This is a genomic window from Methylobacterium nodulans ORS 2060 (assembly GCF_000022085.1).
Taxonomy (GTDB): domain Bacteria; phylum Pseudomonadota; class Alphaproteobacteria; order Rhizobiales; family Beijerinckiaceae; genus Methylobacterium; species Methylobacterium nodulans.
The window spans coordinates 1,482,006-1,496,741 of record NC_011894.1 but is presented as its reverse complement, the minus strand read 5'-3'; the positions used below and the strand labels follow the sequence as shown (position 1 = coordinate 1,496,741).

14 protein-coding genes and 1 riboswitch are annotated in these 14,736 nt (G+C 72.7%); of the genes, 7 read left to right on the top strand and 7 right to left on the bottom strand.

Annotated features, from left to right (window positions below; genetic code table 11):
* Nucleotides 1–31 precede the first annotated feature (31 nt).
* On the bottom strand, nt 32–1,126 hold the full coding sequence (locus tag MNOD_RS06810) for an ABC transporter ATP-binding protein (RefSeq protein ID WP_015928107.1): 1,095 nt from the start codon (nt 1,124–1,126) through the stop codon (nt 32–34).
* A gap of 261 nt (nt 1,127–1,387) precedes the next feature.
* Here MNOD_RS06810 and MNOD_RS06805 point away from each other — a divergent pair, with 261 nt between their 5' ends.
* The 3 genes from MNOD_RS06805 (at nt 1,388) to MNOD_RS06795 (ending at nt 4,351) form a co-directional block, all read left to right on the top strand.
* Nucleotides 1,388–2,347, top strand: a complete 960-nt coding sequence (locus MNOD_RS06805) for a 2-hydroxyacid dehydrogenase (RefSeq protein WP_015928106.1) — start codon at nt 1,388–1,390, stop codon at nt 2,345–2,347.
* Nucleotides 2,344–3,108 (top strand): AprI/Inh family metalloprotease inhibitor, encoded by a 765-nt coding sequence (locus tag MNOD_RS06800; RefSeq protein WP_015928105.1) that lies wholly within the window; start codon nt 2,344–2,346, stop codon nt 3,106–3,108. The genes MNOD_RS06805 and MNOD_RS06800 overlap by 4 nt, the downstream gene beginning before the upstream one ends.
* Before the next feature lie 61 nt (nt 3,109–3,169).
* Nucleotides 3,170–4,351: an iron-containing alcohol dehydrogenase gene (locus MNOD_RS06795; RefSeq protein WP_015928104.1), complete on the top strand. Its 1,182-nt coding sequence runs from the start codon at nt 3,170–3,172 to the stop codon at nt 4,349–4,351.
* Here the strand turns inward: MNOD_RS06795 and MNOD_RS46200 are convergent.
* Entirely contained in the window at nt 4,320–4,484 is a 165-nt protein-coding gene (locus MNOD_RS46200) for a hypothetical protein (protein WP_015928103.1), read from the bottom strand. The two genes, MNOD_RS06795 and MNOD_RS46200, sit on opposite strands and share 32 nt — an antisense overlap.
* A 231-nt stretch (nt 4,485–4,715) precedes the next feature.
* Nucleotides 4,716–4,908, top strand: a riboswitch (cobalamin riboswitch).
* Nucleotides 4,909–5,167: 259 nt separating this feature from the next.
* Here MNOD_RS46200 and MNOD_RS06790 point away from each other — a divergent pair.
* Both MNOD_RS06790 and MNOD_RS06785 read left to right on the top strand, forming a co-directional pair.
* The gene (locus MNOD_RS06790; protein WP_015928102.1) at nt 5,168–7,285 is read left to right on the top strand and encodes a TonB-dependent receptor; all 2,118 of its coding nucleotides are present in this window, start codon (nt 5,168–5,170) and stop codon (nt 7,283–7,285) included.
* Between the two features lie 21 nt (nt 7,286–7,306).
* Nucleotides 7,307–8,704 carry a PepSY domain-containing protein gene (locus MNOD_RS06785; RefSeq protein ID WP_244424674.1) on the top strand — a complete coding sequence of 466 codons (1,398 nt, stop codon included), beginning with the start codon at nt 7,307–7,309 and terminating at the stop codon, nt 8,702–8,704.
* Between the two features lie 19 nt (nt 8,705–8,723).
* Here MNOD_RS06785 and MNOD_RS06780 read toward each other — a convergent pair whose 3' ends face one another.
* The 5 genes from MNOD_RS06780 to MNOD_RS06760 all read right to left on the bottom strand — a co-directional run bounded on the left by MNOD_RS06780 (nt 8,724) and on the right by MNOD_RS06760 (nt 13,326).
* The gene (locus MNOD_RS06780; RefSeq protein ID WP_015928100.1) at nt 8,724–9,494 is read right to left on the bottom strand and encodes an SDR family NAD(P)-dependent oxidoreductase; all 771 of its coding nucleotides are present in this window, start codon (nt 9,492–9,494) and stop codon (nt 8,724–8,726) included.
* A gap of 109 nt (nt 9,495–9,603) precedes the next feature.
* Complete coding sequence (locus tag MNOD_RS06775) at nt 9,604–10,524, bottom strand: bestrophin family protein (protein WP_015928099.1); 921 nt, start codon at nt 10,522–10,524, stop codon at nt 9,604–9,606.
* 152 nt (nt 10,525–10,676) lie between these two features.
* Nucleotides 10,677–11,318, bottom strand: a complete 642-nt coding sequence (locus MNOD_RS06770) for an OmpA family protein (RefSeq protein WP_015928098.1) — start codon at nt 11,316–11,318, stop codon at nt 10,677–10,679.
* Nucleotides 11,319–11,722: 404 nt separating this feature from the next.
* A complete protein-coding gene (locus MNOD_RS06765) occupies nt 11,723–12,199 on the bottom strand; it encodes a lysozyme inhibitor LprI family protein (RefSeq protein WP_244424672.1) in 477 nt (158 codons plus the stop codon).
* A gap of 107 nt (nt 12,200–12,306) precedes the next feature.
* Entirely contained in the window at nt 12,307–13,326 is a 1,020-nt protein-coding gene (locus MNOD_RS06760) for a substrate-binding domain-containing protein (RefSeq protein WP_015928095.1), read from the bottom strand.
* A gap of 206 nt (nt 13,327–13,532) precedes the next feature.
* Between MNOD_RS06760 and MNOD_RS06755 the strand changes: the two genes are divergently transcribed.
* Nucleotides 13,533–14,213, top strand: a complete 681-nt coding sequence (locus MNOD_RS06755) for a hypothetical protein (protein WP_015928094.1) — start codon at nt 13,533–13,535, stop codon at nt 14,211–14,213.
* Between the two features lie 25 nt (nt 14,214–14,238).
* Nucleotides 14,239–14,463 carry a hypothetical protein gene (locus MNOD_RS06750; protein ID WP_015928093.1) on the top strand — a complete coding sequence of 75 codons (225 nt, stop codon included), beginning with the start codon at nt 14,239–14,241 and terminating at the stop codon, nt 14,461–14,463.
* The last annotated feature ends 273 nt before the right edge of the window (nt 14,464–14,736 follow it).

The following is a 14,736-nucleotide window of genomic DNA, read 5'->3' as shown; positions in this document are numbered from 1 at the left end:
TCGTCCGCCGGGCCGCGCGCGGCCCGGGCGGTCAGTTCAGGCGACGGCCGCTCTCGGTGTCGAACAGGTGGACGAGGTTCGGATCGGCCGTGATGGAGATCCGCTCGCCGGGGCGGGCGGCGATGCGCTCGCGGAAGACGCAGGCCATGTCGCGGCCGAGATCCTTGACGACGTCGGTGCCCGCGCTCTCGCCGGGCGGGCGCACCAGCACCAGGGTCTCCGAGCCGGTCGGCTCCACCACCGCCACCTCGACCGGCACGCCGCCCTCGCCGAGGCGCACATGCTCGGGCCGCAGGCCGTAGATGGCACGCTGGCCATCCGCCGGCCGCGCGCCGCGCGTCGGCAGCGGCAGGGTGAGGCCGCCATCCGTGCGGAAGCCCGATCCGGTCACGGTTCCCTTCAGGAAGTTCATCGCCGGCGAGCCGATGAAGCCCGCCACGAACAGGTTGTCGGGCCGGTCGTAGAGGTCGAGGGGGGCGCCGATCTGCTCCACCACGCCGTCATGCATCACCACGATCTTGTCGGCCATGGTCATGGCCTCGATCTGGTCGTGGGTGACGTAGACCGTGGTGGTGCGCAGGCGCTGGTGCAGCTCCTTGATCTCGGCCCGCATGGCGACGCGCAGCTTGGCGTCGAGGTTCGAGAGCGGCTCGTCGAAGAGAAACACCTGCGGGTCGCGCACGATCGCCCGCCCCATGGCGACGCGCTGGCGCTGGCCGCCCGAGAGCTGGCGCGGGTAGCGGTCGAGGAGCTTCTCCAGCCCCAGGATCGCGGCGGCGCGGTTGACCCGCGTGGCGATCTCGTCCTTGGGCGCCTTCCTGAGCTTCAGCGAGAAGGCCATGTTGTCCCGCACGGTCATGTGCGGGTAGAGCGCGTAGTTCTGGAACACCATCGCGATGTCCCGCTCCTTCGGCGGCACCGCGTTGACGACGCGCGACCCGATCCGGATCTCGCCCGCCGTGATGTTCTCAAGCCCCGCGATCATCCGCAGGAGCGTGGACTTCCCGCAGCCCGAGGGGCCGACGAGGATCACGAATTCCCCATCCTGGATGTCGATGGAGACGCCGTGCAGGATCGGCGTGGTGCCGAAGGATTTCTGGACGTTTCTGATCTCGAGTCCGGCCATCGCCTCTTCCTCCCGTCGGTCAGGCCCCGGCCCGGAGTGGCCTGCGGGGGTGAATGACGGAGCGGCAGCGCTGCCACAAGCAGGCGACGGATTCGTGACGACGCGGCGCGTCGGGCTTCATCGCGCTTCCTTCCCTAAGGGTGGGCGGCTTGCCGCCTCTCATCGTTCGGGGCCATCATCGGTTGCCACGGGCGCGAGATCAAGCGCCCGCCACCTGCATCCATCGTCGGATGCAGAGAGGCCGATGAGAGGGAGACGCGCTTGAAGTCCACCGACCTGCTGATGCTGCGGCCGATGATGCCGCTCGTCACCGAGAGCCTGGAGCGCCTGTTCACCCTGCACAGGCCCGAGCCGGGGACGGATCCGGAGCGGCTGCTCGCCGAGGTGGGTCCGCGGGTGAAGGGGCTGGCGGTGAGCGGCGTTCGGGTGGACGGGGTGCTCCTCGACCGGCTGCCGGCGCTGGAGATCGTCGCCAATTTCGGCGTCGGCTACGACACGATCGACGCCGTGGAGGCGAATCGGCGGGGCGTCGTCGTCACCAACACGCCGGACGTGCTCACCGACGAGGTGGCGGACCTCGCGGTCGGGCTGCTGCTCGCCACCGTGCGGCAGATCCCGCAGGTCGACCGCTACCTGCGCGCCGGCAAGTGGCTGGAGAAGCCCTATCCGCTCACCGGCACCCTGCGGGGGCGGCGCGTCGGCATCCTGGGGCTCGGGCGGATCGGGCGGGCCATCGCCCACCGGCTGGAGGCGTTCGGCGTCGCGATCGCCTATCACGGGCGGCGGCCGCAGGCGGATGTGGCTTACGCCTATCACCCCTCGCTCATCGACCTCGCGCGGGCGGTGGACGTGCTGATGGTGGTGGCGCCGGGCGGGCCGGAGACGAAGGGCATCGTCAACCGGGAGGTGCTGGAGGCTCTCGGCCCCGAGGGCATCCTGATCAACGTCGCGCGCGGCAGCCTCGTCGACGAGGAGGCGCTGATCGCGGCGCTCCAGGACGGCACGATCCAGAGCGCGGGCCTCGACGTCTTCGCCGACGAGCCGCGGGTGCCCGCGGGGCTGATCGCGCAGGAGCACACGGTGCTGCTGCCCCATGTGGGCTCGGCCTCGGTCCACACGCGCTCCGCGATGGGTCAGCTCGTGGTGGACAACCTCGTATCGTGGTTCTCCGGCAAGGGGCCGCTCACGCCCGTCGCCGAGACGCCCTGGCCGCGGCCGTGACCGCCCGCCTCCTTGTCGCCCTCGCGGTCCTCACCCTCGCGGCCGCCTCGCCGCGGGCGGCCGGGGCGGATCCCGCCCGGCCGCGCACCGACGCGGAGGCGCTGGGCACCTGGACCCTCGCCCTCGACGGCAGCTACCGGCGCTGCGTCGTGACGCTGACCAGCGAGGCCGCTTCGGGCGGCCACGCGCTGCGCTTCCCGGCCGGCTGCCGGCGGGCGCTGCCGATCCTCAACGGGCTTTCGGCCTGGCGGCTGGAGGACGGGGCGCTGCGCTTCCTCGACCCGGAGGCCAAGCCGGTGCTCGACTTCGCCCTCGCCGAGACGCCGGGCGCTCTCAAGGCGGCGGGCTCGGGCGAGACCTACGCCCTGGCACCGGAGGGGCCGCGGGCCGCTCCCCCTCTCCCGCCGGTCACGCCGGTCGCGCTGCCCCAGTCCGCGCCGGCCGCGAAGCCGCCGCCGGACCTCTGGCCGACACCGCCCGCCGCGCCCGAGGGGGTCGCGGGCGTCTACGCGCTCGACCGCTACGCCGAGACGGAGACCTGCCGGCTCGCCCTCGATCCCGGGGCGCTCCGGGTGCTGGAGGGCTGCCGCGACCTCGGCCTCACGGTGTTCGACCCGGTCTCCTGGCGCTACGAATCCGGCCGGCTCACCCTGATTGCCCGGCGGGGCCACGTGGTGACGCTGCTCCCGGTGGGCGAGGGCCGCTGGCGTCGCGAGCCGCAGGTCGGCATGGCCTTCGTGCTGCGGCGGGTCGCGCCGTGACCCGCACCGGTCTCGACAAGGATCCGTCCGCCCGCGTCGCCATGCCTTTCGAGGTCGCCCCATGACCCCCTTCACCTTCCAGACCTGCCCCAACATCCTGTTCGAGCCCGGCGCCACGGCGAAGCTGCCGGAGATCATCGGGCCGCTCGGGGCGCGGCGCATCCTGCTCGTCACCGACCGGGGCGTGCGGGGAGCGGGGCTGACCGCGCCGGCCGAGGCCGCGCTCCAGGCGGCCGGGCTGAGCGTCGGCATCTATGATGCGGTGGTGGCCGACCCGCCTGCGGCGGTCATCGAGGCCGCCGCGGCAAGGGCACGAGCGGAGGGGACGGACCTCGTGCTCGCGATCGGCGGCGGCTCGGCCCTCGATACGGCGAAGCTCGTCGCCTATCTGGCGCGCAGCGACGAGCCCCTCGACGCGCTCTACGGCGTCGGGCTCGCCAAAGGGCAGCGCCTCCCGCTCGTCCTCGTGCCGACCACGGCCGGGACCGGCTCCGAGGTGACGCCGATCGCGATCGTGACGACGCCGACGACCGAGAAGAAGGGCGTGGTCTCGGCCGCCCTCCTGCCCGACTGGGCGGTGCTCGATCCGGACCTCACCCTCGGCCTCCCCGCCTCCGTGACGGCGGCGACGGGCATCGATGCGATGGTGCACGCCATCGAGGCCTATACGAGCCGCCACAAGAAGAACCCGATGTCGGACCAGTTCGCCCGGCAGGCGCTGACGCTCCTGGCGGGGAACATCCGCACCGCCTGCCGGGAGGGCTCGGACCGTGCGGCACGGGGAGCCATGCTGCTCGGCTCGATGCTCGCCGGCATGGCCTTCGCGAACGCGCCGGTCGCCGCGGTCCACGCGCTCGCCTACCCGATCGGCGCCCTCTTCCACGTGCCGCACGGGCTCTCGAACGCCCTCGTGCTGATGGGCGTGATGCGCTTCAACCTGCCCGCCGCGCAGGCACTCTATGCCGAGCTCGCTCCGATCCTCGACCCCGCGGCAGCCGGGCTTCCTCCGGCGGAGGCCGCCTCCCGCTTCGTCGAGAGCCTCGGGGCGATCTGCCGCGATTGCGGCGTGCCGGATTCGCTCGCCGCGATCGGCATCGGCGAGGCGGATCTGCCGCGGCTCGCCACCGACGCCATGAAGCAGACCCGCCTCCTCGTGAACAACCCGCGGGAGGTCACCTACGCGGATGCCATCGCGATCTATTCGGAGGCGCTCACAGGACGAGCCAGACCAGAACCTCGGTGACCAGCGTGGCGGCGATCGCGAGCCCGAGCGCGGTCAAGGTGGGAAGATCGCCCGCGGCAGTGCCAGTCGCCAAGCGGACCTGCGGGGCGGGCACGGTCTGGGCAGCAGTCGAAGTCAGAACCTGAGCGCTCATCGGGAGATCCTTGCACGGAGAGACGGCTGGAACGGCGTCGTCCGGATTCGTCTTGGCCGGGCGGGCCGCGCCCTGCCTTGATCCGGATCAAGCCCGCCGCCCGGGGGACCCGGTGAGCCGCGACGGTCGCCGCGGATGGCAGGCGAGGCTCGCGGGCTCCGGCGGAGCGCGGCCCGGCGTCAGCGCCCTTGGCCGCGGTCCGGCAGCGATTGACCGCGGGGCATCCGTACGGCTACGCATGCGGCGACGGTTCCCCTTGGGGATCAAAAGGGAACGCGGTGAGGGCTGGCGCCCGAGGCCGCGGCTGCCCCCGCAACTGTAAGCGGCGAGCCCTCCATCACCACGTCACTGGGGTCTGCCCTGGGAAGACGATGGGGGGCGGCGACCCGCGAGCCAGGAGACCTGCCGTCAGCCGTGGTCACACGCGAGCACGCCGGGCGGGGTGTCCTGGTGGAAGCCGGAGCGGGCGCGCGGCGGCCGTCGGCTTGAGCTCGCGGTGACGTGCCACATGCGTCGCCTGTCCCGCCTTGCCTGCCGCTGCCCGCCGACATGCGCCCCGCTCCGCTGCCGCAAGGCACCGCAGAGACTGGGATCGTCGCCGCCGGACCATACGTAACGTTATAACGTTACATTCTGCGCCGCTTCGGCTAAGGACGGGTCCGACGCCCCGCTTCGGATCCCGCATGACCGCGCTCCGCTCCTCCCGCTTCTCCCTCTTCGCCCTCCTTCTCGCCGTGCCGGCCGGCGCCGAGGAGATCCCCCTCGACATGATCGAGGTGGCCGGCCGCCTGCGCGAGGGGCCGCCGCCCGGCCTCGCCCTCTCCGCGCCGGCCCGCTCCGGCAGCCGCCTCGGGCTGACCCCGCTGCAGACCCCGGCGAGCCTCGACGTGATCTCGGGCGAGACCATCCGCGCGCGCGGCCAGACCACCATCGCGGATGCGGTGACGCAGAACGCCACCGGCATCACCAGCATCGCGCATCCCGGCAACGGCAATCTCTCCTTCACCAGCCGGGGCTTCGCCGGGCCGGGCTCGGTGCAGCAGCTCTACGACGGCACGAGGCTCTATGTCGGGGCCGGCACCGTCACCTTCCCGTTCGACCCCTGGTCGGCGGAGCGGATCGAGGTGCTGCGCGGGCCCGCCTCCGTGCTCTACGGCGAGGGCGCCATCGGCGGCGTGATCAACGTGGTGCCGAAGAAGCCGGTCTTCACGCCCGTGAACGAGGCACAGGCCGCCCTCGGCTCGGACGGAACGGCGCGGCTCGCCCTCGATTCGGGCGGGCCCATCGGCGAGGCGATGGCCTATCGGCTGAACATCAGCGGCAACCGCGCCGACGGCTGGGTCCGGCCGGACGGCGACTTCCGCAACCTCGCGCTCTCCGGCGCGGTCACCTGGCGGGCCGCGCCCGATCTCAGCCTCACCCTGTCGCACGACCTCGGCTACAACGAGCCCACCCGCTACTGGGGCTCGCCGCTGATCGGCTCCCGCGTGCCGGAGCGCATCCGCTTCACCAACTACAACGTCGCCGATGCGCGCATGGCCTGGCTCGACAACTGGACGCAGCTGCGCACGGAGTGGAGCCCGAGCCCGGACGTCACCATCCGCAACACCGCCTACCGGCTCTCCGCCGAGCGGCACTGGCGCGACGTCGAGCAGTACACCTTCCAGCCGGCGACGGGGCTGATCCGCCGCAGCGACTACATCGAGATCCTCCACCATCAGGAGCAGATCGGGAACCGCTTCGACGCGACTGTCCGCGGGAGCCTGTTCGGCCTGCCCAACACCGTGGTGGCCGGCTTCGATGTGAACCGCATCGCCTTCGACCGCGACAGCAACGCGCCCTTCGAGGGCGTGAGCTTCGTCAACCCCTTTCTCCCCGTGCCGGGCTCCTTCCTCAACCTCGCCGGGACGCGCCGGGACATCATCTCGCGGGTGAACCAAGCCTCGGTCTTCGCCGAGGACCGGCTGGAGCTGACGCCGCAGCTCGCGCTGATCACGGGCGTGCGCTTCGACGCGCCCACCGTCTCCGTCGCCCGGCCGCTCGCCGGCACCGCCTTCACCAAGACCTTCGAGTCCCTGAGCTACCGGGTCGGCGCCGTCTACAACCCCGTTCCCGACCTCGCGCTCTATGCGCAATACGCGACCGCGGCCGATCCGCTCGGCAGCCTCATCACCACCACCGTCTCGCAGGCGCAGTTCGACCTCGCCACGGGCCGGCAGGTCGAGGTCGGCGCGAAGGGCATCTTCGCGGGAGGCCGAGGCGAGTGGACGCTGGCCGCCTACCACATCGCCAAGGACAACCTGCTGGTCCCCGATCCCGACCGGCCGGGTGAGTCGCGGCAGGTCGGCCGGCAATCCGCGCGGGGCGTCGAGGCGGCCCTGTCCTTCGCCCTCGACGATCACTGGCGCATCGAGGCCAACACCGCCCTGCTCCAGGCGCGCTACGACGCCTTCTCCGAGCGGGTGAAAGGGCAGGTGGTATCCTACGCCGGCAATGTTCCGAAGGACGTGCCCCAGCGCGTCACCAATGTCTGGATCGCCTACGCCTTCGCGCCGGGCTGGGTGGCGCGGCTCGGCCTCAACAATGTCGGCCCGGTCTTCAGCGACTTCGCCAACACCGCGCGCCGGCCCGGCTACACGCTCGTCAATGCCAGCCTCGACTGGCAGGTGACGCCGGATTCGCGCCTGTCGCTGCGCGGCTACAACCTCACCGACCGGATCTACGCGGTCTCGGGCAACACCAATTCCTGGCTGCTTGGGCCCCCGCGCTCGGTCGAGCTTGCCTATCAGGTGACGTTCTGACGGATGCGGTGGTCCAAGCCCATGAAACGGTGGCTGCATCTCGGCCATCGCTGGCTCGGCATCGCGGCCGGGCTGTTCTTCGCCGTCTGGTTCGTCTCCGGGCTGGTGATGCTGTTCGTCGGCTTCCCCGCCCTGACGGAGGCCGAGCGCCGGGCGGCGCTGCCGCCGCTTGCCCTCGATGCGGTGCGGCTCGGGCCGCAGGAGGCGCTGGCGGGGCTCCCCGGTTTTCCGGCCGCCTTCACCCTCTCCATGCGGGACGACGAGCCGGTCTACCGCCTCACGGGGCCGGATGGCCGCCGGCTTGTGCTCTCCGCGGTCACGGGCGCGCCGCTGCCGCCGCTGAGTGCGGAAGCGGCGCTCGCCCTCGCCCGCCGACACCCGGCGGCGCGGAACGTCGAGGATCGCGGCGTGGTGGAACGCGACCAGTGGACCGTCACGGCACGCTACGATGCCTCGCGCCCGTTCCGGGTCGTGGCGCTCGGCGACCCGGCCGGGACGGAACTTTATTTTTCGGAAGGCACGGGAGAACTCGCCCTCGACACGACCCGGGCCGAGCGGGTGTGGAACTGGCTCGGGGCCGTGCCGCACTGGATCTATCTCACGCCCCTGCGGGCCGAGGCCGCGCTCTGGCGGGAGGTGGTGCTGTGGCTCTCCGGCATGGCGCTCGCGGCGGCGGTGAGCGGCTTCGGCCTCGGCCTGCTGCGCCTGCGGCGAAAAAGGCTCACCCCCTATCGCGGCTGGCGCGCGTGGCACCACCTTGCGGGCGTGGCGGGAGGCCTTGCGGTTGTCACCTTCGTGTTCAGCGGCTGGCTGTCGATGAACCCGAACCACTGGTTCGGCCCGCGCATGCCCGATGCCGCGGCGCTCGCCCGCTATGCCGGGCAGGCTGCCCCGGCCTTCCCGCCGGGCCGCGAGACCCTCGCCCTTGCGCCGCCGGGCAGCGTCGAACTCCGCTTCGCCTGGATCGGCGGCCATCCGCTGGTGCTGGCCGCCGGGCCCGACGGCGTCCGGCCCTGCTGCGGCACGGAAGTGACGCAGGACCGCATCCTGGCGGCGGCGAGCGGCCTCCTGCCGGAGGCCCCGCTCGCGACGGCCCTGCGGCTCGACGCGCCCGATGCCTACTGGTCGGACCGGCACGGGGCGCCGCGCCTGCCGGTGCTGCGCCTCGTCTTCGCCGATCCCGCCGCCACATGGTTCCACGTCGATCCGGGCACCGGCGAGATCCTCGGGCGGATCGACCGCAGCAGGCGGGCGAACCGCTGGCTGTTCGACGCCCTGCACACCCTCGATGTCGGGCCGCTCCTGCGCCACCCGCCCGCCCGGCAGGCGGTGATCGGCCTGTTGAGCGCCCTCGGGCTGATCGTCTCGGTGAGCGGCGTCGTGCTCGGCTGGCGGCGGCTGCGCCGCCGTCTCGCCTGAGGCGCGCGCCAAGGCGCGCTCAGCCCCGCTTCACCGCGAAGGGCGAGAAGGCCTGCATCACCGGCATCATCTGCATGCGGTTGATGTTGAGGTGGCGCGGCAGGATGCAGGACCAGAAGATCGTCTCGGCAATGTCCTCGGCCGACATCGCGGTCAGGCCCTCGTAGGTCTTCGCGGCCTGGTCGGCATCGCCCTCGAAGCGCACCAGCGAGAACTCCGTCTCGGCCATGCCGGGCTCGATATTCGTCACGCGCACGTTCCGGCCGAGGAGATCGGCCCGGAGGTTGAGGGCGAACTGCTTCACGAAGGCCTTGGTCGCCCCGTAGACGTTGCCGCCCGGATAGGGGTAGTCGCCCGCCACCGAGCCGAGGAGCACGATATGCCCCTCGTCGCGCGCCACCATGCCCGGCAGGAGCGCCCGCACCGTGTAGGCGAGGCCGTTGACGTTGGTGGCGATCATCCGGTCCCAGTCGTCGATCTCGGCCTCGTGGGCGGGCGAGAGGCCGAGCGCCAGCCCCGCATTGGCGATGCAGACATTGGGGGCGTCGAAGCCGGCCGGCAGGGCCTGCACCGCGGCGAAGACCGCATCGCGATCCGTCACGTCGAGCTGCATCACGTGGCAGCGCTCGCCGAGCTCGGCCTTGAGGGCGTCGAGCCGATCGGGGCGGCGGCCGGTGCCGATCACCCGCGCCCCGGCCTCGGCGAAACGGCGGCAGAGCGCGGCCCCGAAGCCGGCAGTCGCGCCGGTGACGAACACGGTGAGGGTCGCAGGGTCCAGCATGGGGATCATCGTCGAGGCGCTCCGGCTCTGTCGGCCCGACCATGGGCCGGTCCCAGGGCGAAATGGAGCCGGGCCGCGCAACGGCGATCCGCAGCCGCGCACCTTTTTCGCGCGGGTGTCAGTGCAGCACGCACCCTTCCGGCGCAAGGAGCGGCGGCATGGGCTCGCCCAGAGCGTCGCAGACGATGCGCTCGATCATGCGCAGCATCGCGTCGAGGGGCAGGTCGTTCGGCTCGGTGCCGAAGGGCTCCTCCAGCTCGTCCCCGAGCACGTCGAGCCCGAAGAAGGTGTAGGCCACGAGGGCGGCGACGACCGGGGTCGCCCAGCCCAGGGAGGCGGCGAGCCCGAAGGGCAGCAGCAGGCAGTAGAGCCAGGCCGTGCGGTAGAGCAGCAGCGAGTAGGCGAAGGGCAGCGGGGTCGACTGGATGCGCTCGCAGGACGTGTGGATCTGCGACAGGGCCGCGATCCGGGCCTGGGCCTGCGCGAACAGGATATCGCCGAGGGCGCCGCGCCGCATGGCAGCGGCGAGGTCGGCGGAGAGCGCGGTCAGGACCGCGTCCGCGGAGCTCGCGCGCGAGGCCAGGCCCGCCCCCTCCCCGTCCGGCAGCCAGGGCCGGGCCGCCGCGGCCTCGTCGAGGCCGCGCAGGCGCGCATGGAGGGCATGCGCGAAGCCCGCGAGCCGCCGCAGGCTCGCGGTCCGGGTGGCCGCCTCGTCGGGGCCGGGCAGGAGCACGCCGATCAGCCGCGCGAGTTCGCGCGTCTCGGCGATGAGCGACCCCCAGAGCTTTCGCGCCTCCCACCAGCGGTCGTAGCAGGTGTTGTTGCGGAAGCTGAGGAAGATCGAGAGCGCGAGCCCGACGAGCGTGAAGGGCCCGATTCCCTCGGTGCCCGGGAAGGGCTGCGGCCAGTGGCGCTCGACCGCGACTACCAGGCAGGCGATGGCCGTGATGCTGGCCACCTGCCGCACGATCTTCGGCAGGATCGAGCCCTGGAGCGTGAAAAAAACCTCAACCAGGCCGGGACGGGACCGGACGACCATCATGCACCTCGCGCGAGCGCGGCCCGCCTTCCGGGGCGGGCGGCTCCCGTGCGTGGTCACGAGCGCGTGGCGGCCTTAAGGCGGCCCCGCGCGGCGGATTGTGTTACTCCTCCGCCATCCGCTCGGCGAGACGCGATCGGGCGCCTGCCGGATCACTCCCGGGCGGCCGACTTCACGGCCGACATGTTCACCGCAGTGACGCGGCGATTGGCCGGCGCGAGGGGATTGGCCGGGTCCTTGAGACGGCTCTTGCCGTAGCCGACGGCGACGAGGTTGCCCGCCGGCACCCCGTAATTCTGCACGATGTACTGCTTGACCGCCTCCGCCCGGCGCTCCGACAGGAGCTGGTTGACGCGGTCGGAGCCCTTGGCATCGGTGTGGCCGACGATCAGGATGATGCTGCTCGCGAGCTGCGGGCGCGCCAGGGTGGCGCCGAGCATCTTGACCACCGGCAGCGCCGTCCGGCCGATCGTCGCGGAATTGTACGCGAAGGGGACGTCGAGATCGATGCTCGGCCGCTCGGCCGCCGCGGCGGCGAGCTGCTCGCGCTCCGCCTGCGAGAACGAGGTGCGGTTGCGCAGCGTGTCGAGGAAGGCGCGGCCCTCGCTGCCGGCATCGCTGCGCACCGTCAGGGAGAGGCTGCGGCTCAGGGGCCGCGGTGCGAGCGCTTCGAAGATCTCCTCCTCGGTCACGGCCTGCGCCTGCGCCCCGACGGCTGAGCCCAGCAGCGCCAGGCCGGCGAGGAACGCGGCACGACGCAGGCCGCGGGAAGCATGTTCGGCGGATCCGGTCATGGATGGCTCCTCTCGAAGGACCTCCGGCCGCGCACGACCGGAGACCGGGTCGGGGCGGAACCGCCGGGCGATGATCGCTTCGCGCCGCCCACCAAATCGTGAGACTGCCACACCAGGATGGTACTGCGGTGCGCTGCCGCACCGGGCGGTGCCCGGATGATCAGCAGCCGCCCTTGCACTGCACGCCCGCCTGGGCGGGGGACGGTGCGGCGACGAAGGTCGCGCCGACGCCGAGACCGAGGAAGGACGCAATCGCGAGCAGGGTGAACAGGCGCATGGCAAGCCTCACGGCGAGGGGACCGGCCCATCGGCCCGGTCCGGACGGCAACGCGAGACAGGTTACGCGGGAACGGAACGGCAGCCGGTGCGGTCCCGCACCGCGGCTCCCGGCCCTTCCGGGGCGGTCAGCTGCGCAGCTCGTTGATCCGCGCCACGAGGTGCCGGATCTTGCAGGCGGAGGCGATCTGGCCGGCCGCGGAGCCGCCATGCAGGTCGAAATCGTAGAGGCTGTCGCAGTGGAGCCGGTCGTATTCCTCGAAGGCCGCCTGCGCGGCCAGGAAGGCCTTGCGCCATGCCTCCGCATCCGCCGGGCCGGCCAGGCTGCCGGGGCTCGGCGGCCGGCGGGCCACCGCGTCGATCGCCGCGAGCTTGCGGTCGACCTCCGCCTTCATCTGCACGCGCAGCGCCTTGGCCGCGTCATCCAGGCAGGCCCCCTTCTGGTACTCGGGCAGCTTGCTCCCGGTGCATTTGCGGAAGATCGGCGCCACCGAGAGCGCGTCGGCCGGCGCGTAAGGATCCTCGGCGGCTTCGGCCGCCGCACCGAGCGCCAGTGAGAAGACCAGGATCGTCGCGCCGCGCATGAAGGCCCCCGCCGTTGTCACAGCCGAGCTTCCCGAAAATCGCGGTCGCCGCAACTGCCGACGCGGCGGGCCGCGAGAGGATCCGGCCGTATCGAGGCGGGGGAGCGCGGCCTCGGCGTCGAGGCCGGTCAGTCCGGCGGCCGATAGCCGGGCGTCGCGGCGGCGCGGGCGGCGGCCTGCGCGGCGAGCCGGTCGAGCGGCCCGGCCTGCAGGGAGGCGCTCGCGGCGAGGTAGTAGAGTTCCCAGCCCATCGACAGGAAAGCGAGGCCGAAGCGCTCGGCCGCCGCCCGGGCGCCCAGGCCCGCATCGGCCGCGCCCGAGGCGATCACCGCGGCCACGGCCTGATGCGTGAACTCCTCTATCCCGTAGCCGCGCAGGCTTGTGGCCGGGATGCCGTGCTCGGCGAGGAGCCGGTCGAACCAGCGCCGCGTGCCCGAGCCCTTCTGCCGGTTGACGATGCGCACGCCCCGGGCCGCGAGGTCGGTGACGGTGCGGATGCCGAGCGGGTTGCCGGCCGCCAGGAGCAGCCCCTGCTCGCGGGCGAAGAGCGGCCGCAGGGCGATGCCCGGATCCGCCGCGAGATCGGCGAAGGGTGGGCCGGCCTCGGCCGGCGCGAGCGGGCCGCAATGGAAGCCCGCCGCATCCACGCGCCCGTCGGCGAGTTGGGCCACCGCCTCCTCGCTGCCCATGATCGCCACCTCGCCGGCCTGCATCTCCTGCACGAGTTCCATCAGCAGCGGGTCGTGGCTCGCCGCGATCCGTAAAGGGCGGGCCGCCGCCCCGACGAGGTCGCGCAGCCGCGCCTCGAGCGCGCGGGCCTCCCGCGCCAGGGCCGGCTCCAGCCCGGCCGCAGCGGCGCCGAGCGCCGCCCGCAGGGCGAGGCCGGCCGGGGTAAGCGCGGAGCCGTGCCCGCGGGTCTTCTGCACCAGCGGGCGGCCGAAGGCGGCCTCGAGCAGCCGCAGCCGGTCCCAGGCGGCCCGGTAGGAGAGGCCAAGCGCAGCGGCGAGCCCCTGCACCGAGCCGCTCCGCGCGATGGCATCGAGCAGCGCCGCCGCATCGGCCACCGCCATCAGGCGGTCTCCGAGCCGGATCGTGCCGCCGAGGGCGAGGGCGACCTCAATGGCGGTCTCATCGGCAGCATCGTTCATATTGAGCGCCGCACAACGCTGGAATACTGCCGATATTCGCTTGCCATGACGAGCCGTACCGCGTGCCGTGATGCTGATGCCAACCGAGAAACCTCCCTCTCCCGTCTCCCGGGCGGCCGCTCCCGGGGATCGGGGCGCTCCTTCATCCTTCGCAGCATCGCGGCGCGGTGGCCAGAGGCCGCCCCGCCCGCGCGGATAGGCCGGCCATGCTCGCCCCCGCCGGCCTGCTCGTGGCCCCCGGACCGACCGGCCTGATGCCCAGGAGCCCGGGGCGCGAGCCCGCATGGTCGCGGCTGCCCTGCCAGTGGGTGCTCGACGGGGGCTTGCGCCTGTTCCGGGGCGACGCGGCGCGCGTCGGCCGCTCGACGGCCGCGCTCAAGCTGCTCCTCGCCCTGGCGGTGACCGCCGGGGAGGACGGATCGGCCGTTCTGTCCTGCACCCAGCTCGCCGCGCTGGCGGGCCTGTCGCAGTCGCTGATCGTCGCCGGGAAGAAGCGGCTCTGTGCCTATGATCTCGTGCGGGTGGCGCCAGAGGGCCAGCGCACGCGCTTCGCCCTCACCCGCTTCGATCCCGGGGCACGCAGCGCCCGGATCCCGCACGACCCCGCCTACCGGGCGAATCCGCACGCGGAGATCCGCGGCCTGCGCGCCTTGTCCTGCCGGAAGACTGGCAACCTTGACGCGCTGAAGCTCTACCTCCTGCTCTGCGCCTGGGCCGGCGAGCGGGACGGGGAGGTGCGGGTTCCGCTCGGGACGGCGGCGGAGCTCCTGAACGTCACGGCTTTGCGCGTCGGCGCGGCCCTGGCGCTCCTCGCCGCGCACGACCTCGCCAGTGTTTCGGCGCCAGCGGGCGGCGAGGTCTGGGCGCGCCCGCTGCCGCTGCCATGAGAGGCCAGGCGACGGGAGCCCGGCCGTGATCGCGGCCGAGCGGCGTCTCCTCCGCCATCTCGCGCAGGCGGATGGCTGGGTCGCGCTGGCGGCGCTGAAGCGGCGCCGGCTCCACGACGACGGGACCGGTCTCCTCGTCCCGCACCTGATGGCGCGGGGCCTCATCGACTACCGGGCCGACCGGCAGGAGCTGCGCATCACCGCGGCGGGCCGGGCCGCAATGGAGCGGTCCGCCCATCCGACGACATGATCCGGGCTGCGAGCGATCAGTTCGGAGACTGTCTCGCCCGGCCTCCTCTCGCCCGCTCCCCCCTGTCCCGGGCGCATGCAGCGGCAGCGGAATGCGACCCGGGACCCAGCACGAAAAGTCGCGCAGCGACTACTTGTCAGCCACGGTGGAGGCAAACGGAGCCGCTGCGCGGCAACTCACTGTGCTGGGTCCCGGATCTCCTTCCGCTGGCGCTCCAGTCGTGCAGGCCCGAACGGGCCCGGAAAGAGGGAGCCGGATGGGGCGGAGCCATCG